Genomic DNA, 19925 nt, shown 5'->3' on the forward strand with positions numbered 1-19925 from the left:
AGAGGGTGAGACCGCCGGCGACGCGCGCGGTGGAACCGCGTCAGTCGGTGGTGGCCGCGATCGGCCCGTCCGCGGGCTCCGCCCGGTCGTCGCGGATCAGGTCCGCGGCCCGCTCGGCGATCGCGATCGTCGGGGCGTTCGTGTTGCCGCCGACGAGCGTCGGCATCACGCTCGCGTCCGCGACGCGGAGCCCCTCGACGCCGCGGACGCGGAGCCGGTCGTCCACGACGGCCGCCTCGTCATCCCCCATCTTACACGTGCCGACGGGGTGATACACCGTGTGGCACCGCTCGCGGACGTGTTCCGCGATCTCCGCGTCCGACCGGGCGTCCTCGCCCGGCCACACCTCCTCTTCGACGTACTCCGAGAGCGGCTTCCGTGCGGCGATCTCGCGGGCGCGCCGCACGCCCTCGACGAGGGTCGCCACGTCCTCGCTCTCGGCGAGGTAGTTCGGGTCGATCCGCGGCGCGTCGAAGGGGTCGTCCGACGCGAGCGTGACGCGGCCGCGGCTCTCCGGTCGGAGCTGCGTCGCGCCGATCGACAGCCCCCGCCCGTCGGCGGGGTTCGCGAGCCCGTGCTCCATGAAGTACGAGGGCGCGAAGTGGAACTGGAGGTCGGGGCGGGGTTCGTCCTCGCTCGTGCGAACGAACCCGCCGGCCTCGCCGACGTTGGAGGTGAGCTTCCCGCGCTTGAACACGAACCAGTTGAGGACGTCCCGCAGCCCGCCAGCGTCGTCGAGCGTGCTCACGTCGTCGGCCGTCTCGTAGACGGTGAAGGCGAACAGGTGGTCCTGAAGGTTCCGACCGACGCCCGGCGACTCGACCGCCACGTCGATGTCATGGTCCGAGAGGTGGTCCGGGTCTCCGACGCCAGAGAGCATGAGCAGCTGCGGGGAGTTGACCGCGCCGGCGCTGAGGATCACCTCCTCGCCCGCGCCGGCGCTGCGGGTCCGGCCGTCCTGTCGGTAGTCGACGCCGGTCGCATGGCCGTCCTCGATGGTCACCGCCGTCACCTGCGCGCCGGTCTCGGCGGTGAGGTTCGGGCGGTCGAGGGCGGGCTTCAGGTACGCGTCGGCCGCGCTGTGGCGTTTCCCGTTCTTCTGCGTGACGTGGTACAGGCCGACGCCCTCCTGTGTCGCCCCGTTGAAGTCGTCGTTCCGGTCGTAGCCCGCCGCGGCGGCGGCGCGGACGAACGCCTCGGAGGCGGGCCGCGGCGAGGTCTGTTCGGTGACGCTGAGCGGTCCGTCCGCTCCGTGGTACGACGATCCTCCCGGGCCGAAGCGCTCCGCCCGCTTGAAGTACTCCAACATCGAGTCGTACTCCCACCCGTCGTTGCCCAGTTCGGCCCAGTGGTCGTAGTCGGACGGGTGGCCGCGGACGTAGATCATCGCGTTGTTCGACGAGCAGCCGCCGAGGGTCTTGCCGCGCGGCCAGTACAGCTCCCGGCCGCCGCAGTGCTCCTGCGGCTCGGTGTAGTACTCCCAGTCCGTCGAGGTCTTGAACAGCTCCGGGAACGCCGCCGGAATCCGGATGTTCCGCTCGTCGTCCGGCTCGCCCGCTTCGAGCAGCAGCACGGACGCCTCCGGGTCCTGTGTGAGCCGGTTCGCGAGGACGCAGCCCGCGGACCCGGCACCGACGACGACGTAGTCGTACTCGCTTTCCATCATGGACGATCATGTGCGGGACGGCCAATTAAGTGTACCCGTGTCACACACCGTCCGTCGGCGACTTTCGTCCCGTCTCGTTCCCGGAGGTTCGACGGAGCCGACCGCGACCCGCCGCCGTCGCTCGTCCCTTTATATACCTCCCGCCGCGTAGTCCGAGCGTGTCCCGCGTCACCGTCAGCATCGACCCGCACGTCCACTCCGAGGGCAGCTACGACGGGCACGAGCCGGTCGAGCTAATCTTAGAACACGCGGCCGAGATCGGACTCGACGCGGTCGTCATCACCGACCACGACGTGATCCGGGAGTCGAAACGCGCCGCGGAGATCGCCTCCGAGTACGGGCTGATCGGGATCCCCGGCGTGGAGGTGTCGACCGCGCACGGCCACCTGCTGGCGGTCGGCGTCGATCGGATGCCGCCGCGCGGGCGACCGTACGACGAGACGGTCCGGCAGATCCACGAGCAGGGCGGGGTCGCGATCGTTCCGCACCCGTTCCAGCGCTCGCGGCACGGCGTCCGCCAGCGCAACATCCCGACGCCCGGACCGGACCGACCGAGCGGCGACGCCGAGACCGCGGACGAGACCCCCGAGTCGGGCGTCGGCTCCGGCTTCGAGTCGGGGCCCGAGCCGGATCCGGGAGTCGCGCGCGCCGCGTCGGCCGCCGAGGTCGACGCGATCGAGGTGTTCAACGCGTGGCTGTTCACGGGGTACCGCAACCGGCGCGCGCGTCGGTTCGCGGCCGAACACGGGTATCCGGGCATCGCCGCCAGTGACGCGCACCACCTCCAGTACGTCGGCCGCGCGTTCACGGAGCTAACGATAGCGGGACGGGAGTCGGCGACCGAGGTCACCGCGGACGACGTGCTCGGGGCGATCCGCCGCGGCACGACCACCGTCGAGGGACGGCGCGCGCCGATCCGGATGGCGGCGAAACACTACGTCGGCGCTGCCGGTCGCCGGTCGGCGTACTACGCGCGAACCGGCGCGGCCCGGGGCGCGCGGGCCACGAGGCGGACCGCGGTCGACGGGGCGGTGGCGGCGAAGGTCGCCGCCCTCCAGTCGGTCCACCGCACCCGGCGGCTCCTCTCCTGGTTCGCCTAAGCGATCGGGAACGGGGATCGGCGCGCGTCGTTCCAGCGACCGCGACCGCGGAGAACGGGTTTTTGCCCGCGGCCGCGAATGGGTACGTATGAGCCACGACAGACGCGAGTCCGGGTTCAAGCGGCGGACCCGGGTCGCGGACGCGAGGGCGACCCTGCTCGACGCCGTCACGCCCAACGACCGGCGCGAGTCGGTCCCAGTCGCGGCGGCCGACGGTCGAGCCGTCGCCGAACCGATCGACGCGCCGTCGCCCGTGCCGGGGTACGACCGGGCCGCGATGGACGGATTCGCGGTCCGCGCGAGCGACACCTTCGGAGCCGGCGACCGCTCGCCCGCGGTCCTCGACGCGAAGCCGGCCGAAACCGAGTCGATCGCGCCGGGCGAGGCGGCGCGCGTCCATACCGGCAGCGCGGTGCCCGAGGGCGCGGACGCGGTCGTGATGGTCGAGCGGGTCGAGTCGGTCGGCGACGAGGTGGAGGTGTTCGACGCGGTCGCGACCGGCGAGAACGTCGGCGAGGCGGGCGAGGACGTCGCGGCCGGCCAGCGTCTCTACGAGCCGGGTCACGTCCTGCGGCCCTCCGATATCGGGCTCCTGCGCTCCGTCGGCATCGACGAGGTCGCGGTCCGAGAGCCGGCCGACGTCGCCGTGATCCCGACCGGCGAGGAGCTGGTCGAGTCCGACCCCGGTCCCGGCGAGGTGATCGAGACGAACGGACTCACGGTCTCGCGGCTCGTCGAGCGGTGGGGCGGCGAGGCGCGCTACCGCGACGTCGTCACCGACGACCCGGACGCGCTCCGGGAGGCTGTCGCGGCCGACCTCGACGCCGACGTGGTCGTCACCACCGGCGGCTCCTCGGTCGGCGAGCGGGACCTGATCCCGGAGGTCGTCGACGGCCTCGGCGAGGTGCTGGTCCACGGCGTCGCGCTGAAGCCCGGCCACCCGGTGTGTCTCGGGCGGGCGGAGGGGACACCGATCGTGTCGCTGCCCGGCTACCCGGTCGCGTGTATCGTCAACGCGGCGCAGTTCCTCCGGCCCGCGATGAAGCGGGCGGGCGGAGCCGACGCGGACCCGTTCCCGACGCGGCGGGCGACGCTGGGGCGGAAGGTCGCGAGCGAGCCGGGCGTCCGAACGTTCGCGCGGGTGGGCCTCTCGGCGGACGGCGAGAACGACGCGAGCGACGAATCGGCCGACACCGACGGCCTCCCGACCGCGACGCCGACCCGCGCGAGCGGCTCCGGAATCTTATCCAGCGTCGCGCTCGCGGACGGCTGGGTCGTCGTGCCGGAGCCGCGGGAGGGCCTCGACGCCGGCGAGGCCGTCGACGTGGAGCTCTGGGAGGTGAACGCGTGAGCGACCGCAAGGAGTTCCGCGATCTCGCGACCCCCGAGGCCGCCCGCGACGCGATCGCCTCGCTCGACCTCTCGCCGGACCCGGAGACGGTCCCGCTGCGGGAGGCCCGCGGCCGCGTCCTCGCCGAGCGGGTCGACGCCGCGATCGACGTGCCGGGCTTCGACCGCGCCTCGATGGACGGGTACGCCGTCCGGGCGCGCGACACCTTCGGCGCGGACGAGGCCGACCCCGCCGAACTCGACCTCGTCGGCGCGGTCCACGCGGGCGCGGCCCCCGACGTGACGGTCGAACCGGGCACGTGCGCGGAGATCTCCACCGGGGCGGTGATGCCGGACGGTGCGGACGCCGTCGTGATGGTCGAACGGACCGACGAGCTCGGCGCTGCAGACGGCGACGACGACTCGGATGCGGCCGACGCGGACGCCGACTCGGGCGCGACCGACGCGGACGACGACGCCGAGCCCGCCCGGATCGCGGTGCGAACCTCGGTCGCGCCCGGCGACCACGTGATGACCGCCGGCACGGACATCGCCGCCGGCGCGCGGGCGCTCGGTCCCGGAACGCGGCTGACGCCCCGCGAGATCGGCCTGTTGTCGGCGCTCGGCGTCGACGAGGTCCCGGTCGAGGGACGCCCGCGCGTCGGGATCGTCTCGACCGGCGACGAGCTCGTGCGCCCGGGCGAGGAGCTGAATCCCGACCGCGGCGAGATATACGACGTGAACTCGACGACGATCGCCGCCGGCGTCGAGGAGGCGGGCGGTGAGCCGGTGCTGTACCCCCACGCCGGCGACGACTACGAGGAGATGGAGCGACTGCTCCGGCGGGCCGCAGACGAGTGCGACCTGGTACTCTCTTCGGGGTCGACCTCCGCGAGCGCGGTCGACGTGATCTACCGCGTCATCGAGGCGCGCGGCGACCTCCTCCTCCACGGGGTCGCCGTCAAGCCCGGCAAGCCGATGCTCGTCGGGCGGCTGGACCGCAGGGAGGAGGCGGGAGACGAGGGGGCGGACGGCGGGGCCGACGGGGCCGGTGAGGCCGGCGAGTCGGCGTACATCGGCCTCCCCGGCTACCCGGTGTCCGCGCTCACGATCTTCCGGACGTTCGTCGCGCCCGCGATCCGGGAGGCCGCCGGCCAGCCCGAGCCGGCGACGGCGACCGTCGAGGGCCGGATGGGCGTCGGCGAGCGCTACGGCGAGGGGCGCATGCGGCTGATGCCGGTCGGCCTGCTCGACGTGTCGGACGGCGACCGCGCGGGCGACGCGGACGACCGCCCGCTCGTCTACCCGGTCGACAAGGGGTCGGGCGCGACGACGAGCCTCGTCGAGGCCGACGGCGTCGTCGCGGTCCACCCGGACACTGAGTACCTCGACGCCGGCGAGTCCGTCTCGGTCGACCTGTTCTCGCCCGACGTGCGCCCGCCGACGCTGCTCGGCGTCGGCGAGGACGACCCCGCGCTCAACCGCCTGCTCGACCGCCTCGCGAACCCGCGCTACCTCGCCGTCGGCTCCCGCGAGGGGCTCCGACGCCTCCGCGACGGCGTCCCCGACGTGGCCGTGACCGCGGGCCCGACCGACCGCGAGGTCGACGCCGAGCCGATCGGCGGGTGGACCCGCGAGTGGGGGTTGGTCGTCCCCGACGGGAACCCCGACGACGTGACGGGGCTCGCCGACCTCGTCGACCGCGACCTCCGCTTCCGGAACCGGCCGACCGTCTCGGGGCTCCGGCGAAGCCTCGACGCGGCGCTCGACGACCTCGCGGCCGAGCGCGACGCCGACCGCCGCGCGCTCGCGGAGGAGATCGACGGCTACGAGCGGACCGCGAAGGCGTTCGAGAGCCCGGTCCGCGCGGTCGTCGCCGGCGACGCGGACGCGGGACTCGGCCTCCGCGAGACGGCGGCGCGGCTCGGCTGTGAGTTCGTCCCGCTCGGCGAGCAGTCGGTCGTCGTCCGGGCCGCCCCGGACCGCGTCGACCGCGAACCGGTCGCGGCGCTTGAAGCGGAGCTGTCGGCGGGTGTGGGCGGTGACCGCCCCGCGCTCGACGCGATCCTCGACGACCTCCCGGGCTACTCGCGGAACAGCCGGAACGACCCCTGACCGACGACGACCTCCGAGCGGTTCTCTTCCCCGTCGTTCTCATCCGTCCCGCCGGCCCCGTCGACGGCGGTGGTGACGGTCATCTCGCTGACGCCGATCGAGCCGCCGGCCCTGACGACCTCCGCCTCGGCGCGGAGGTCGCCTGTCGCGGGCCGGAGGTAGTTCGCGTCGAGGTTCACCGTCGCCACGCCGCCGCCGAGCGGGTTCTCGAAGGTGGTGCGCTGCGCGACGCCGCCCGCCGTGTCGATCAGCGTCGCCGCGACGCCGCCGTGGATCGTCCGCCCGTCGGCGTTCGTGAGCTTGTCGTCGAAGGGGATAGAGAGGACGACGCGGCCGCGCTCGATCGTCTCGACCGACGTGTTCAGCCACGAGAGGTAGCCGTGTTCGTCCTCCAGCTTCCGCTCGACGAATTCCGTCGCGTCCGCCGGGAGCGGGTCCATCTCCGCGATGTCCGTGCGGTCCATGTCCCGGGCGTCGCCCTCGGACGGCTTGTAGCCCCCGGAAACGCGAGACAACGGGTCGGTGATTGGCTTCATCTCGTCGCCCGCGACTCAGCCGACGCCGAGCCGGACCGGGTCGTCACTCGGGACGACCTCGACCGTCACCGACGCTCCGACCTCGAATGTCGCGTCGGGGCAGACGACCTTGACACCGAAGCGGCCGCCGCGCGCCGCGAAAAGCGAGAGTCCGACGACGCGCTCGCCGTTCGCGAGGACGTCGACCGGGGCCCACTCGACGCGCGGCGCTCCCGGCTCGGTCCCGGCGTCGTGTTCGGTCGCGGTCCCGATTCGGGTGCCGAAGAGGGACAGCGCCGATCCGATCAGCACAGCCGACTCATCTCCGACTCCGAACGTCCCGCCCCCGGCGTAGTGCGTCAGCCCGCCGTCGAGGGAGACTCCCTCGTCGCTCGCGAGCGCCGCGAACGCCGGTGCGGACTCGTCCCCTCGCGAACGGTCCCGCCCCGCGCCATCCCGCCGCGGCCCGTCGAGGACGACGTGCGTCGGGCCGCGTTCGACGACCGAGCCGGTCCCGTCCCACGCCACCGGCTCGACGGGCGCGTTGACGGCGACCGGGAGCGACCCGCTCGCCCTGAGGGGGTTCGCGTCCGGCGGTCGGAAGCCGAGGTGGACGTGGTCGTCGACCCACTGCCCGAAGAAGCCGGAGCGCGTCGTCGGGCCGAGCGCGTCGCCGACGGACACCCGGTCGCCGGGAGACACCTCGGGGATCACGTGGAGGATCCGCGCGACGGTTCCCGGGGGTGCGCCGGCGCGAGCACACCACTCGTCCGCGAGGTCGACGGCGATCAGGTGGTCCTCGTCGGCGGCGTACGGGCGGTCCGGGCAGCCGACGCTCCGGACCTCTCGGACGGTTCCGGCGACCGGGGAGCGACCGACCCCGTCACCCGGGTACAGGTCGATCGCGCGGCCGCGGCGGTGGGCGGGGTACGGGGAGTTGAACCGCGAGAATTTCCGGTACCGTTCGACGACGCCCGCGGGAAGCGACACGGTCGCGCCCGGCGGGTCGGGGTCGTCGTTGTCGAGGTCGTCGCCGGTATCGGGGTTGTCACGCCCGGTCGGTGCTCCTGTCACGATTCCCCCGCCTCCAGCCCCTCGATGACGAACCGCGCGCCGCCGGCGTCGGACTCGGTGACGGTGAGCGTCCAGCCGTGCGCCTCGACGATGTCGCCGACGATGGCCAGCCCCAACCCGGTGCCGCCGCCGAGCGACACGCCGCGCTCGGTGACGTTCTCGCGCTCCGCCTTCGGGATCCCGGGGCCGTCGTCGCCGACGGCGAGCGTGACGCCGTCGCCGTCGGACGCGACGCTGACGGTGACCGCGACGTCCTCGCCCGCGTGTTCGATCGCGTTGCGGAACAGGTTCGAGAGCAGCTGTTCGAGCCGGTCGCGGTCGGCCAGCGCGGTCGCGTCGCCCTCGACGACGAGGGTCGCGTCCGCGGTCTCCAGCCGGGACCAGACGCGCCTGACGGTCCCGTCGAGCGAGACGCGGTCGAGGTCGTCGACCGTCTCGCCCGCCGTCGCCAGCGCGAGCAGCCCCTCGATCATGTCGTCCATCCGCTCGTGGGCGTTCGCGGCCCGCTCCAGCGAGCCGTCGGGGTCGTCGCCGCGCTGGCGGGCCAGTTCGACGGCCGCGGACGCGGCCGCGAGGGGATTCCGCAGGTCGTGCGAGACGACGCCGGCGAACTCCGCTAACCGCTCGTTCTGGCGTTCCAGTTCGGTCTCCCGCCGTTCGAGCGCCGCCTGTCGCTGCTCCCGCGCGGTCACGTCGCGGAGGAGGAAGACGTGCCCGCGGTCGGTGCCGCGCGGGTCCGTGATGGGGTTCTCTTGGATGTCGAACTGGCGGTCGCCGATCGCGATCGGGTGTTCGGAACCGTCCTCCAGTCGCGGGAACACCGCCGGCAGCGACGACCCGACCGCGTCCGGCGGGAGGAGCGCCTCGGCCGCCGGGTTGAGGTCGCGGATCCGCCCGTCCGAGCCGGAGACGATCACGGGGTCTTGCATCACCTCGACGGCGGTGTCGCGCGCGACGACCGCGGCGTCGAGGGTCCCGAGCCAGAAGACGGTCCCGTACAGGAACACGCCGTGGATCACGAACGCCGTCGGCAGCCACGAGAGGCTCGCGTAGCTCCCGACGTCGACGAACGTCGCGACGCCGGCCAGAAACGGGAACAGCGTCCCGAGCAGCACGACGAACGTCTGGAGCCGGTACCGGTTCCCGGTCCGCTCGTAGAGGTCGACGACGAGCAGCGCGCCGGCGACGCACAGTCCGTACGCGAGGAGGACGTACGCGCCGCCTACCGGTCCCAACCCGTATCCGAGCAGCGTGAACGGGCCGTCGACGACGGCCGTCACCGACCGCCGGGCCAGCCCGTGGGTCTCGCTCGACCACGCGAGCAGCACCCAGACGAACGCGGGCGTCGCGAGCGCGACGATCCGGCGCTCCGTCCGCCAGCGCTCGTGGCCCGTGAACGCGAGCGCGAAGCAGATCCAGAGGACGGGGAGCGCCCCGACGAGCGGCGTCGACAGGTTGAGCGCCACCGTCATCGCGACCTCGCCCGGGAGCGCGATCCGGACGGCGTACAGGAGGGCGACGCCGCCGCCACAGAGCAGGTAGAGCGCGACCTCCAGCCCCCCCGGCTCGTCGCGCTCGTGCCACGCGACCCGACCGAGCCAGAGCCCGATACCCCCCGCCAGCAGACAGGCGGTGAGGTACGCTTGGACCGGCAGGGCACCCAGGTCGCTCATCGATATCGGTATCACTCTCACCCCCGACAAAACTGTTGTGTCACGCGACGGCGTCGCGCCGCGTGCGGGCGGGGTCCGCGGGCGAGGCGAAACGGACGACGCAGGCGAACGCAAAGGGCTTCGGCGCTGCGGCCGTCAGTCGCCGTATGCGCGTGTACCGGGGAGAGTTCTCGACGCCGGCCGCCGACCGGGCCCCGACGGCCGACCTGCTCGCGTCGGCCGCGGACGGCGTCCCGGCCGTCCGCGTCACCGCCCCACCGCGGCAGGTCGCGTTCGGCCGCCGCGACGCCCGCGAGGACGGGTTCGACCGGGCGAAGCGCGCGGCCCGCGACGCCGGGTTCCCGGTCGTCGAGCGCGACGTCGGCGGGCGCGCGGTCGCGTACACCGGATCGACCCTCTCGTTCGGGGTCGCGGTACCGACGGGCGAGGGGCGCGGGTCGATCGGAGCGCGGTACGACGTCGCGGTCGAGACGCTCCGCGACGCGCTCCGCGACCTCGGAGCGGACGTAGTCCGCGGCGAGCCGCCGGCCGCGTTCTGTCCCGGCGACCACTCCCTGCGGGTCGCGAACCGCGGGAAGATCGCGGGGCTCGCGCAGCGCGTCCGCGCCGACGCGGCGCTCGTCGCGGGCGTCCTCGTCGTCTCGGCGGCGGACCCCGAGGCGATCGCGGGGGTGACGGGGCCGGTCTACGACGCGCTCGACGTGCCGTTCGACCCGGAGTCGGTCGGGAGCGTCGCCGATGCCGGCGGCCCGGACGACTCGGACGCCGTGGCCCACGCGGTCGAGGACGCGTTCGTCGACGGGCCGTGGGGCGACGGCGAGCGCCGGATCGTGCGCGTCGGCGGGGGAGACGCCTGAACCCGGCGCGCCGCGCGGTTCCGACGTTTCGACGTGCTTTTTATGCGCGGGCATCTGGGTTCGCGCATGGCTGAATTCAAAGTCGTCGTCGCCGACCCCGAGACCGGCGAGACGTTCCAGCGAGAGGTCGACGGACAGGACGCCAACCGATTCCTCGGCCGCGAACTCGGCGACGAGATCGGCGGCGACGCCGTGGGGCTCTCCGACCACACGATCGAACTCACCGGCGGCTCCGACGAGACCGGTCGCCCGATGCGCGAGGACGTCTCCGGCACGCGTCTGAAGGAGCTCCTCTTGGAGGGCGGCGTCGGCTTCGAGCCGTCCCGCGACGGCGAACGCAAGCGCATCACCGTCCGCGGCCGCGAGGTCGACGACGACGTCGCGCAGATCAACGCGAGCGTCGTCGACGGCGACGGCGACGTGGCGGCTGCGTTCGGCGAGGGCGACGACGAAGACGACGAGTAAGGACTCCCCATGCCTCGCGTCCCCTCCGACGGCGAGGATGTTTCCTCGATCCGCGTCTCGCTCGCCCGGAGCGGCGGCACTCGTCGCCCCTGCGTCAGGCTCCCGGCCGACGACGCGCTCGACGGCCGCGTCGAGTCCGGCTCCTGTGACGCGTTCGGCGTGAGCGCGGGCGATATCGTTCGGATCGCGATCGACCGCGAGGAGTACCACGCGCGGGTCGCGAGCGACTCGAAGGGGCGGTTTCTCCGCGGCGCGTTCGACAACCGGCGGCTCGCGCGTGACGCCGGCGAGGGGACGAACCGGCTGGCCGAGTGGCTCGACGCGAACGAGCGGGAGCCGGGCGAGAGCGTCGTCCTCGACGTCGTGGTACCCGGCGAGCTGTACGGCCTGCGGATCCCGGGTGAGCGGACCGTCTACGACGCGAACCGTGGTCCCCGCTCGTCGCTCGCGGACATCGCCCGCGACGTGGACGGGTAGGCGCGGCGGCCGCGAGACGCGCGGCGGCCGCGAGGCGAGACGCGCGCCGAGCCACCGCCCGCGACGGGTCGAACCGCTTATTCTCGCTCGGCTCCGATGTCTCTTCATGCAGGAGGTCGACGCGGATCTGACGACACTCGACCGCGCGATCATCAACGCGTTCCAGGGCGGCTTCCCGGTCGTGGGGCGTCCCTTCGACGCGGCGGCGGCCGTACTCCGCGAGCGCGGCGTCGACGTGACGGGCCCGGCGCTGTGCGAGCGCGTCCGCGAGCTCGACGAGGCGGGAACCTTATCGCGGTTCGGCGCGCTCGTCAACGCCGAGGAGATCGGCGGGGCGGCGTCGCTCGTGGCGATGCACGCGCCGGCGGACCGCTACGAAGAGATCGCGGAGACGGTCAACGAGTTCACCGCGGTCGCGCACAACTACGAGCGGGAACACCCCCATCTCAACATGTGGTTCGTGGTGAGCGTCGCGGACCATCCCGACCCGGACAAAGACGGGAGCGACCGCGTCGAGGAGGTGTTAGCGGAGATCGAGACCGCCACGGGCCAGGAGACGTACAACCTCCCGAAGCTCCGGGAGTTCCACGTCGGCGCGAAGTTCCTCGTCGACGGGCCGGTCCCCGACGGCGACGTCGACCTGTCGGAGTTGGGCCCCGACGTGGCTCCGAGCGACCGCGGGACGCTCACCCCAGACGAGCGCGACCTCGTCGTGGAGATTCAGGGCGGGCTGCCGGTGACTGAGACCCCGTACGCCGACGTGGCGGCGGCGCTGGACGCCGACGTCGACTGGGTGATCGAGACGATAAAGCGGTTCGAGCGGGAGGGGAAGGTGCGCCGCGTCGGCGTCATCCCGAACCACTACGCGCTCGGCTACACGGAGAACGGGATGACGGTGTGGAACGTGCCCGAGGAAGTCTTAGACGAGGTCGGTCCCGCCGTGGCGGAGTTGGACTTCGTCACGCACTGCTACGAGCGCCCTCGGCACGCGGGCGTCTGGGAATACAACTTCTTCGCGATGACGCACGGCCGCACCGAAGCAGAAAGCGAGCGCCGGATCGCGGAGGTGAGAGAGCTGATGGACGAGTACTGGGACGTCGGCGCGGACGACTGGGACACCCTTTTCTCGACGCGCATCCTGAAGAAGACCGGCATCCGCATCGCGGACCGGGCGGACAGCAACACGGCGTGACCCGCCGAACCGCGACGCCCGGAGGTGCGCCGTGACCCCGCTGTACCACGATTTCGCCGGGGAGACGGTGGTCGTCTTCGGCGGCGGCTCGGTGGGGTCCCGGAAGGCGCGTGGGTTCGGCGACGCCGCGCGCGTCGTCGTCGTCAGCCCGGCGTTCGACGAGCGACTGCGGTCGCTCGCGGACGGGCGGGGCGGAGATGGTGGCGGAAACGGCGAGGGCGACCCGGCGATCGAACTGGTCCGCGCCGCGCCGTCTCCCGGCGACGTCGCGGGGTGGTTCGACCGACTCGACCCGGCGCTCGCGGTCGCCGCGACCGACGACGCGGCCGTCAACGCCGCCGTGGAGTCGGCCGCGCTCGACCGGGGCGTGCTGGTCAACCGGACGGACGTCTCGGGCGACCGCGACGCCGGGAGCGTCGTGGTGCCCGCGACCGTCGAGGACGACCCGGTGACCGTGGCGCTCTCGACGGGCGGAACCAGCCCCGCGCTCGCGAAGGCGCTGCGGGAGCGGATCGAAGCGGAGATCGACGGCGCGGGGGAGATGGCGAGGCTCTCGGGGGAGATCCGCGAGGAGCTGAAATCGGACGGAATCGCGCCCGAGAAGCGCCGCGAAGCGGTCCGGCGCGTCGTCAGATCGCGGGGGGTTTGGAAGGGTTTACAAAAGGGGAGATCTTACGGACGGCAAGAGGCTGACACCGTGATCGAGGAGGTACTCGACCGATGAGAGAGACGGGCGCGATCGCCGGCGTGAGCGTCGCCCACGCCGACGCGACCGTCGACGAGATCGAGGCCGCCGGCGGCGACGGCGTCCGCGCGACCGTCTCGGACCTGCTCGCACGCGAGGGCGTCGAGGAGGCGTTCGCGGTACAGACGTGTAACCGCTCGGAGGCGTACGTCGTCACCGACCGCACGGTCGACGGCACGACCGCCCTCTCGACGTTCGCGCCGGAGGTACGCGGCGGCGCGGTCCGCCGGCTCGACCACGAGGAGAGCTTGGAACACCTGATGCGGGTCGCGTCCGGGCTGGAGTCGCTCGTGCTCGGCGAAGACCAGATCATCGGGCAGCTGCGGGAGGCCTACGAGGAGTCGAAGTCCGCCGGCGGCATCGGGCCCGTCCTCAAGGACGCGGTGACGAAGGCGCTCCACGTCGGCGAGCGCGCCCGGACGGAGACGTCGATAAACGAGGGCGTCGTCTCGCTCGGCTCCGCGGCGGTCCGGCTGGCGGCGAGCGAGATCGACCTGACCGACGGGACGGCCGTCGTCGTCGGCGCGGGCGAGATGGGCACGCTGGCGGCCCGCACGCTCGACGACACGCCGGTCTCAGAGATCGTCGTCGCCAACCGCACCGTGCCGAACGCGGAGTTCGTCGCGGAGGAGGTCGACACCCCCGCGGAGGCGGTGTCGCTCGCGGACCTCCCCGCGATGATCCCGGACGCCGACCTCGTCGTCACCGCGACCGGGAGCCCGGACCTGATCGTCCACCCGTCGTACGTCGACGACGCCGGCCGGCTCGTCTGTATCGACATCGCGCAGCCCCGCGATGTCGACCCGGCGGCGGGGGCCCGCGAGGGCGTGACCGTCTACGATATCGACGACCTCGAAGACGTCACCCGGCGGACCCGGGAGAGCCGCGAGCAGGAGGCCCGCGAGGTCGAGTCCATCATCGACGAGGAGTTAGCGCGCATTCTGAAGGCGTACAAGCGTAAGCGCGCCGACGACGCCATCTCGTCGATGTACGCCGGCGCTGATCAGGTGAAGGCGCGCGAGCTCGACCGCGCGATGTCGAAGCTGGAGGCACAAGGCGACCTGACAGAGGCGCAGCGCGAGACGGTCGAGGATCTGGCGGACGCGCTGGTCGGCCAGCTGCTCGCGGCACCGACCCGGTCGCTGCGGGATGCGGCCGGCGAGGACGACTGGGAGACGATCCGGACCGCGCTCCGCCTGTTCGACCCCGAGTTCACGCCCGAGGCAGACGAGGCGGCCGAGTCCGACGCCCCGGACGCGGGGATCGGTTCGCCCGACGCGATCCCAGACTCTGTCGCCGAGGAACTGGACGATTAGATCGGTTCCGGTACGACCCGGGTCCGTTCTGTCCTGTACTGTTCTGTCGCGGAGAGGTCTCTCTGAAATCGTCGCGACCGGTTAGCGAGTCGAGCGGGAGCAGCAGAGCGACGATCACCGAAGCCCCGGCCGCTCGGCTGTACGTGTTTTCCTCCGTTGAGAGTGACTCCGTGACCGTGACCACCGAAGCCCCAGCCGGAAGGGCGACACACGCTCGCTGCGCTCCTCGCTCAGTCGCTGACGCTCCTTCGCTGCGGTGCTTACGTCGCCTGTGTCGCCCTTCCGGCTGCCCCTTCGATTCCCGCCCCGCACAGCACCGCAACCGCACCTCACGCCTCCCCAGCCTCGTCGGTCGCCGTCGCTTCGCTCGGCAACCGACTCCCTCGCGCGACGCTCCTCGGCCGCGATACGGCCTCGGAGGCGCGCGCCACCGCAGCAATCACGAATAAACGGTCGTCTGCGACGCGGTCGCCTCCGAGTAAAATCGATCTTGGCGGACCGCCGCGCTTTATTTCCCGCCCGAATCACGAACCCGTATGGAACTCTCCGAGTACGTCGACCGACTCGACGAGCGACTCGACACGGCCGCGTACGCCGATGTCGACGCGAGCGCGAACGGACTTCAGGTGGGGCCGGACGATGCCGAGATCGAGCGCGTCGCCTTCGCGGTCGACGCCGCGCGGGCGACGATCGAGGCCGCCGCGGACGCGGGCGCGGACCTCCTCGTGGTCCACCACGGGCTCTCGTGGGGCGGCATCGAGCGCGTCACCGGACGGGCGCACGACCGGATCGCGGCCCTGATCGGGAACGACCTCGCGCTGTACGTCTCACATCTCCCGCTCGACGGGCACGCCGAGTTGGGCAACGCCGCGGGGGTCGCCGAGGAGGTGGGGCTGACCGACCGCGGGCCCTTCGGCGAGATCGGACCGGTCACGATCGGGACGATCGGCGAGACGCCGGAGCCGCGGTCGGCGGCCGCGATCCGCGAGACGCTCGACGGGTTCGAGGGCCAGCCCGACGGCGAGGCCTCGCCGACGCGCGTGATCGACTTCGGCCCGGACCGGATCGAGCGCGTCGCGGTCGTCACCGGCTCCGGCGCGGACTGGCTCGACGAGGCGGTCGCGGCCGACGCGGACGCGCTGATCACGGGCGAGGGGAAGGGGAAGCTGTACCACGAGGCGCGCGAGGCCGGCCTCACCGTCTTCCTCGCGGGCCACTACGCCACCGAGACGTTCGGCGTCCGGGCGCTGGAGTCGCTGTCGAGCGAGTGGGGCGTCGAGACGACGTACGTCTCGCACCCGACCGGGCTGTAGGCCGGCGCGGACGGTCGCGGCCGATCCCTCGCCGCGAGCGCTCGGCTGCCGGCCCGTCGCCGCCGAACGCAACCCTTACCGCTCGCGTCCGCGCAGTCGGGGTATGCGCGATCACTTCGAGATCCGGGACCACGACGCCGCCGGGCGGATCGGCCGGCTGGAGGTCCCGCGCGCCGACGTCACGGTCGAGACGCCGGCGCTCCTGCCCGTGGTCAACCCCAACGTGCTCACGATCGAGCCGTCGCGGCTCGAAGCCGAGTTCGGCGCGGAGATGCTGATCACGAACTCCTACATCATCCGCAGCACCGACCGCATCCGCGACCGCGTCGTCGACGAGGGGCTCCACGACTTCCTCGGGTTCGACGGGGCGATCATGACCGACTCCGGCTCCTTCCAGCTGGCCGAGTACGGCGACATCGACGTGACGACCGAAGAGATAATCGAGTTCCAGCGGCAGATCGGCAGCGACGTGGCGACGCCCGTCGACGTGCCCACGCCGCCCGACGCCGACCGCGAGCGCGCCGAGCGCGAACTGGCGACGACCCAGCGAGCGCTCGCGGACGCGGAGAGCGCGGAGACCGGCGAGATGCTCGTCAACGCGCCGGTTCAGGGGTCGACGTACGCCGACCTCCGCGAGGAGGCGGGCCGACACGCGGCGGGGACCGACCTCGACGTGTTCCCGGTCGGCGCGATGGTCCCGCTGCTCAACTCCTACCGCTACGCCGACACCGTCGAGGCGGTGCGCGCGGCGAAGCGCGGACTCGGGCCGGGCGCGCCGGTCCACCTGTTCGGGGCCGGCCACCCGATGATGCTGGCGCTCGCGGTGGCGGCCGGCTGCGACCTGTTCGACTCGGCCGCCTACGCGCTGATGGCGCGCGACGGCCGCTACCTCACCGTCTCGGGGACGGAGCACCTCGAAGACCTCGACTACTTCCCCTGCTCGTGTCCGGTGTGTGCCGAACACACGCCGGCCGACCTCCGCGCGCTCGACGGAGCCAGCGGTGACGGAGACGAGGGCGACGGAGACGAGGGCGACGGAGACGGCGGCAACGGCGACGACGGGCCGACCGCCGAGCGACTGCTCGCCGAACACAACCTCCACGTCACCTTCGAGGAGCTGCGCCGCGTGAAGGAGGCGATCCGGTCGGGCACACTGCTCGAACTGGTCGACCGCCGCGCCCGCGGCCACCCGGCGATGCTCGACGGCTACCGCGCGCTGCTCGACCACGCCGACGAACTGGGGCGGACCGACCCCGGCTCGAAGGACGCGTTCTTCTACACGTCCCACGAGTCGGCCCGGCGACCGGAGGTCGAGCGGCACCGCGACCGACTGGCTCGGCTGGCGACGCCCGAGCGACTCCTGCTCACCGAGTCGAAGGCCCCTTCCAGCCACGACTACGACGCCGTGTGGCGCGTGAAACCCCCGTTCGGCCCGTACCCGCCCGCGCTCGCCGAGACGTACCCGCTCACCGCCGAGGTGCCCGAACGGACCGACGACGCGGCGCAGGTCGCGGCCGCGGAGAGCGTGGTCGCGCTCGCGGCGGCCAACCCCGAGACCGCCCTCACGCTCGGGCACGACGCGTGGTGTGAGCTCGCGCTCGACCGGCTGCCCGACCGCGTCGAGACGGAGAACCTGCGGACGCTCGGCTGACGGGTGGAGCGTTCGACCGCGGACCGGTAGCGTCCACAAAAACGAGCCGCAGCCGTGACCGAGTCGGACCGAATCAGGTCGAGCCGGGTCACATCGGGTCAGACCGGATCGACCGTCGATTCGGTGATGTCGTGCGCGTCAGTCGCGGCGGTGCCCGAGCGGCTTCTTCTGGTCGACCTCGACCTCGACGTGGATCGAGTCGGGGAAGTCGCGGCCGACGACGTCGCGCGCGATGTCGTCAGCGCCGTGGATCTCCATCGAGCGCCGGTACACGTCGTAGCGCCACGGCGAGAACTCGTCGCCGGGCGCGAGGTTCTTGTACAGCGGGACGGTGACGGTCTCCGAGGGGGTCGCGTGCGGTCCCTTACACTCAGCGCCTTTGCGTTCGAGCGTCTCTTTGAGCTCTTGGACGGTCTCGACGAGCACGTCTCGGTCGCCGGACGCGAAGTCGAGTTTCGTGACGAAGGTCATGGCTGGGGGTCGTGCGTGGATGGCCGCCCGAGCGGTAAAAACGCATCTACCCGCGGTCGGCGCGCGCGCTCGGCCCGCGAGTCCCGCCCTGAGACCGGTCGATCCCGCCGCGTCGTTCGGATCTGTTCGGGAGTCCGACACGCTCTTTAGGGGTGATCGCTTACCTGCGGCCAATGACGGTCGAAGCGACCAGCGCCGGAGCCATCCTCTTCCGCGATACCCGCGGCGAACGGGAGTACTTGCTCCTGAAGAGCCGGCCGGGGGACTGGGAGTTCCCCAAAGGCGGGGTCGAGGGGGACGAGGAGCTCCAGCAGACGGCGATACGAGAAGTCGGCGAGGAGGCCGGGATCGAGGATTTCCGGCTGATCGACGGGTTCCGCGAGGAGTACGACTACGTGTTCGAAGCGAACGGGAAGACCATCCACAAGACGGTTCACCTGTTCATCGCGCGCTCGTTCGAGGCGAGCGCCGAGCTCTCGAAGGAACACCGCGACCTCCAGTGGCGCGACTACGACCAGGCGCTCAACACGATCACCCAAGACGGTCCCCGAGAGATCCTAGAGGAGGCCCACGAGTACCTCGACGAGCGGAAAGACGAGGAGAGCGGGAAGTACGTCTGACCGCCGTTCGCGCCCTTCCGGCCGCGACGACCGGACCGGTCGGTCGCGTCGCCGCCGAGCGGTCCGCTTTTGTCCGCCCCCGACGACTGTTCGGGCAGTGACGCCAGACGCCGAGTTCGGCTACGAGCTGCTCGTCTGCCGGTACGCCGAGTTGGCCTGGCACCCGAGCGAGGGACCTCGACCCGCGATCGTCTCCCGCCAGCTCGGCACCAAGGAGCGCCGCTGGGACACGCTCGTGATCGAGGTCGACCCGGCGGCGTTCGCGGCGCGGCGCGCGTTCGGCGACCGGACCATCGACTCCGACCTCCTCCACGTCGTCCGCGGCGCGCCGGCCGAGTGGACGTGGTACCGCGACGCGCTGCCCGACCCCGGCTACCCGTGGCGGTACGTCAGACAGGCGGTCCACCGCGCCGCGGGCCGGGACCTGATCGAGAAGCGCCGCGACGGGAACCGGATCCAGATCCGCCGGACGCGACCGTACCCGGACTGGGTCGAGCGGATCGTCGCGGTCGAGAACAAGCCGGGTCTCGACCGCTCGGCCGCCGACCGTCTCGCCGAGCAGCTCGAACACGACGTGACGACCGCGCTGGCCGACGAGGCGTGGCTGGCGACCGAGACGACCGGCGAGCGCGTCGAGCCCGCCCTGCTTCGGGAGATGCCGGTCGAGGCCGGCATCCTCGCGACGGACTTCTCTCAGGGCGTCGACGCCGACGTGACCGACGTTGCGTGGTACCCGAGCGACCTCTCGCCCGCGGACGGCGAGCGCCGCGACGACGAGACCGAGACGCTGCGGTTGGAGATAGCCGAGCGCGCCTACGGTAAGGGATGGCGCTCGTATCACGACACGATGCGGCCCGACTGTCGCCACTTCGAACTCCGCCGCGACGGGCGCGCGCTCGTCCCGCACTGCGCGGCGAAGGACAAGACCCCGACCGCCCGCGAGTGTTCCGGCTCCTGTCCCGAGTTCTCGCCGGAGCCGCCCCAGTGGCGGACGAAGGGGTGGCCGATCGAGGGCGGGCCGGGGAAGGGGTTCGAGCGGTTGTTGGCGCGGCGGCGGGAGCGCGAGCGAGACCGGGTCGAAAGGATTGAGTGAGCGCCGGCCGCAAGTGGCCGTATGCGGTTCCCAGACCCGTCACTCTCCGAGTACGCGGTCAACACGGCGGTCGTGGTCCTCACGCTGGCCGTCCTCCAGTACACCGGCTGGCTCTCGGACGACCCCGCCGGACTCGACCCGGCGCTCCTCGTCGTGGTCGCGGTGACGTTCCCGGTCTTCACGTACCTGCTGGCCGTCCTCGCCGCGAACGTCCGCTGGATTCCGGAGTGACAGACCGCCGGGGCCCCGTCGA

19 protein-coding genes are annotated in these 19925 nt (G+C 72.4%); 14 read left to right on the top strand and 5 right to left on the bottom strand.

Annotated elements, in window-relative coordinates; genetic code table 11:
- Positions 1–40: 40 nt before the first annotated feature.
- On the bottom strand, positions 41–1666 hold the full coding sequence (locus tag QOL69_RS14850) for a GMC family oxidoreductase (protein WP_283403790.1): 1626 nt from the start codon (positions 1664–1666) through the stop codon (positions 41–43).
- Between the two features lie 158 nt (positions 1667–1824).
- Here QOL69_RS14850 and QOL69_RS14855 point away from each other — a divergent pair, with 158 nt between their 5' ends.
- The 3 genes from QOL69_RS14855 (at position 1825) to QOL69_RS14865 (ending at position 6210) form a co-directional block, all read left to right on the top strand.
- Entirely contained in the window at positions 1825–2766 is a 942-nt protein-coding gene (locus tag QOL69_RS14855) for a CehA/McbA family metallohydrolase (protein ID WP_283403791.1), read from the top strand.
- Positions 2767–2854: 88 nt separating this feature from the next.
- On the top strand, positions 2855–4117 hold the full coding sequence (gene glp, locus QOL69_RS14860) for a molybdopterin molybdotransferase MoeA (protein WP_283403792.1): 1263 nt from the start codon (positions 2855–2857) through the stop codon (positions 4115–4117).
- Positions 4114–6210, top strand: coding sequence for a molybdopterin biosynthesis protein (locus QOL69_RS14865; RefSeq protein ID WP_283403793.1), 2097 nt, complete (start codon positions 4114–4116; stop codon positions 6208–6210). The genes glp and QOL69_RS14865 overlap by 4 nt, the downstream gene beginning before the upstream one ends.
- Here QOL69_RS14865 and QOL69_RS14870 read toward each other — a convergent pair.
- From QOL69_RS14870 to QOL69_RS14880, 3 genes are all read right to left on the bottom strand, one after another.
- Positions 6180–6674, bottom strand: coding sequence for a PaaI family thioesterase (locus tag QOL69_RS14870; protein ID WP_283404251.1), 495 nt, complete (start codon positions 6672–6674; stop codon positions 6180–6182). The genes QOL69_RS14865 and QOL69_RS14870 overlap by 31 nt on opposite strands.
- An 87-nt stretch (positions 6675–6761) precedes the next feature.
- Positions 6762–7799, bottom strand: coding sequence for a DUF8155 domain-containing protein (locus QOL69_RS14875; protein WP_283403794.1), 1038 nt, complete (start codon positions 7797–7799; stop codon positions 6762–6764).
- Positions 7796–9472, bottom strand: coding sequence for a sensor histidine kinase (locus QOL69_RS14880; RefSeq protein WP_283403795.1), 1677 nt, complete (start codon positions 9470–9472; stop codon positions 7796–7798). Before QOL69_RS14880 ends, QOL69_RS14875 begins: the two co-directional genes overlap by 4 nt.
- Before the next feature lie 146 nt (positions 9473–9618).
- Between QOL69_RS14880 and QOL69_RS14885 the strand changes: the two genes are divergently transcribed.
- From QOL69_RS14885 to tgtA, 8 genes are all read left to right on the top strand, one after another.
- On the top strand, positions 9619–10329 hold the full coding sequence (locus QOL69_RS14885; RefSeq protein ID WP_283403796.1) for a lipoate--protein ligase family protein: 711 nt from the start codon (positions 9619–9621) through the stop codon (positions 10327–10329).
- Positions 10330–10395: 66 nt separating this feature from the next.
- Complete coding sequence (locus tag QOL69_RS14890) at positions 10396–10794, top strand: 30S ribosomal protein S6e (RefSeq protein ID WP_283403797.1); 399 nt, start codon at positions 10396–10398, stop codon at positions 10792–10794.
- A gap of 9 nt (positions 10795–10803) precedes the next feature.
- Entirely contained in the window at positions 10804–11271 is a 468-nt protein-coding gene (locus QOL69_RS14895) for a DUF7112 family protein (protein WP_283403798.1), read from the top strand.
- A 106-nt stretch (positions 11272–11377) separates the two neighbouring features.
- A complete protein-coding gene (locus QOL69_RS14900) occupies positions 11378–12463 on the top strand; it encodes a siroheme decarboxylase subunit beta (RefSeq protein WP_283403799.1) in 1086 nt (361 codons plus the stop codon).
- A 31-nt stretch (positions 12464–12494) separates the two neighbouring features.
- Positions 12495–13187, top strand: a complete 693-nt coding sequence (locus QOL69_RS14905) for a precorrin-2 dehydrogenase/sirohydrochlorin ferrochelatase family protein (RefSeq protein WP_283403800.1) — start codon at positions 12495–12497, stop codon at positions 13185–13187.
- On the top strand, positions 13184–14524 hold the full coding sequence (gene hemA / locus QOL69_RS14910) for a glutamyl-tRNA reductase (RefSeq protein WP_283403801.1): 1341 nt from the start codon (positions 13184–13186) through the stop codon (positions 14522–14524). Before QOL69_RS14905 ends, hemA begins: the two co-directional genes overlap by 4 nt.
- A 536-nt stretch (positions 14525–15060) precedes the next feature.
- Positions 15061–15837 (top strand): Nif3-like dinuclear metal center hexameric protein, encoded by a 777-nt coding sequence (locus tag QOL69_RS14915; RefSeq protein ID WP_283403802.1) that lies wholly within the window; start codon positions 15061–15063, stop codon positions 15835–15837.
- 103 nt (positions 15838–15940) lie between these two features.
- The gene (gene tgtA, locus QOL69_RS14920; protein WP_283403803.1) at positions 15941–17488 is read left to right on the top strand and encodes a tRNA guanosine(15) transglycosylase TgtA; all 1548 of its coding nucleotides are present in this window, start codon (positions 15941–15943) and stop codon (positions 17486–17488) included.
- Between the two features lie 138 nt (positions 17489–17626).
- On the opposite strand, the gene QOL69_RS14925 is transcribed toward tgtA, so the two are convergent.
- Positions 17627–17959, bottom strand: a complete 333-nt coding sequence (locus QOL69_RS14925) for an uS10/mL48 family ribosomal protein (RefSeq protein ID WP_008586374.1) — start codon at positions 17957–17959, stop codon at positions 17627–17629.
- A 173-nt stretch (positions 17960–18132) separates the two neighbouring features.
- On the opposite strand from QOL69_RS14925, the gene QOL69_RS14930 reads away from it, so the two are divergent.
- From QOL69_RS14930 to QOL69_RS14940, 3 genes are all read left to right on the top strand, one after another.
- A complete protein-coding gene (locus tag QOL69_RS14930; RefSeq protein ID WP_283403804.1) occupies positions 18133–18579 on the top strand; it encodes a bis(5'-nucleosyl)-tetraphosphatase in 447 nt (148 codons plus the stop codon).
- A 97-nt stretch (positions 18580–18676) separates the two neighbouring features.
- The gene (locus QOL69_RS14935; protein ID WP_283403805.1) at positions 18677–19672 is read left to right on the top strand and encodes a DUF5787 family protein; all 996 of its coding nucleotides are present in this window, start codon (positions 18677–18679) and stop codon (positions 19670–19672) included.
- 21 nt (positions 19673–19693) lie between these two features.
- On the top strand, positions 19694–19903 hold the full coding sequence (locus QOL69_RS14940) for a hypothetical protein (RefSeq protein ID WP_283403806.1): 210 nt from the start codon (positions 19694–19696) through the stop codon (positions 19901–19903).
- Positions 19904–19925: the final 22 nt, after the last annotated feature.

The sequence above is a fragment of the Halorubrum sp. DM2 genome, from assembly GCF_901686465.1.
In the GTDB taxonomy this organism is placed as follows: Archaea; Halobacteriota; Halobacteria; order Halobacteriales; family Haloferacaceae; genus Halorubrum.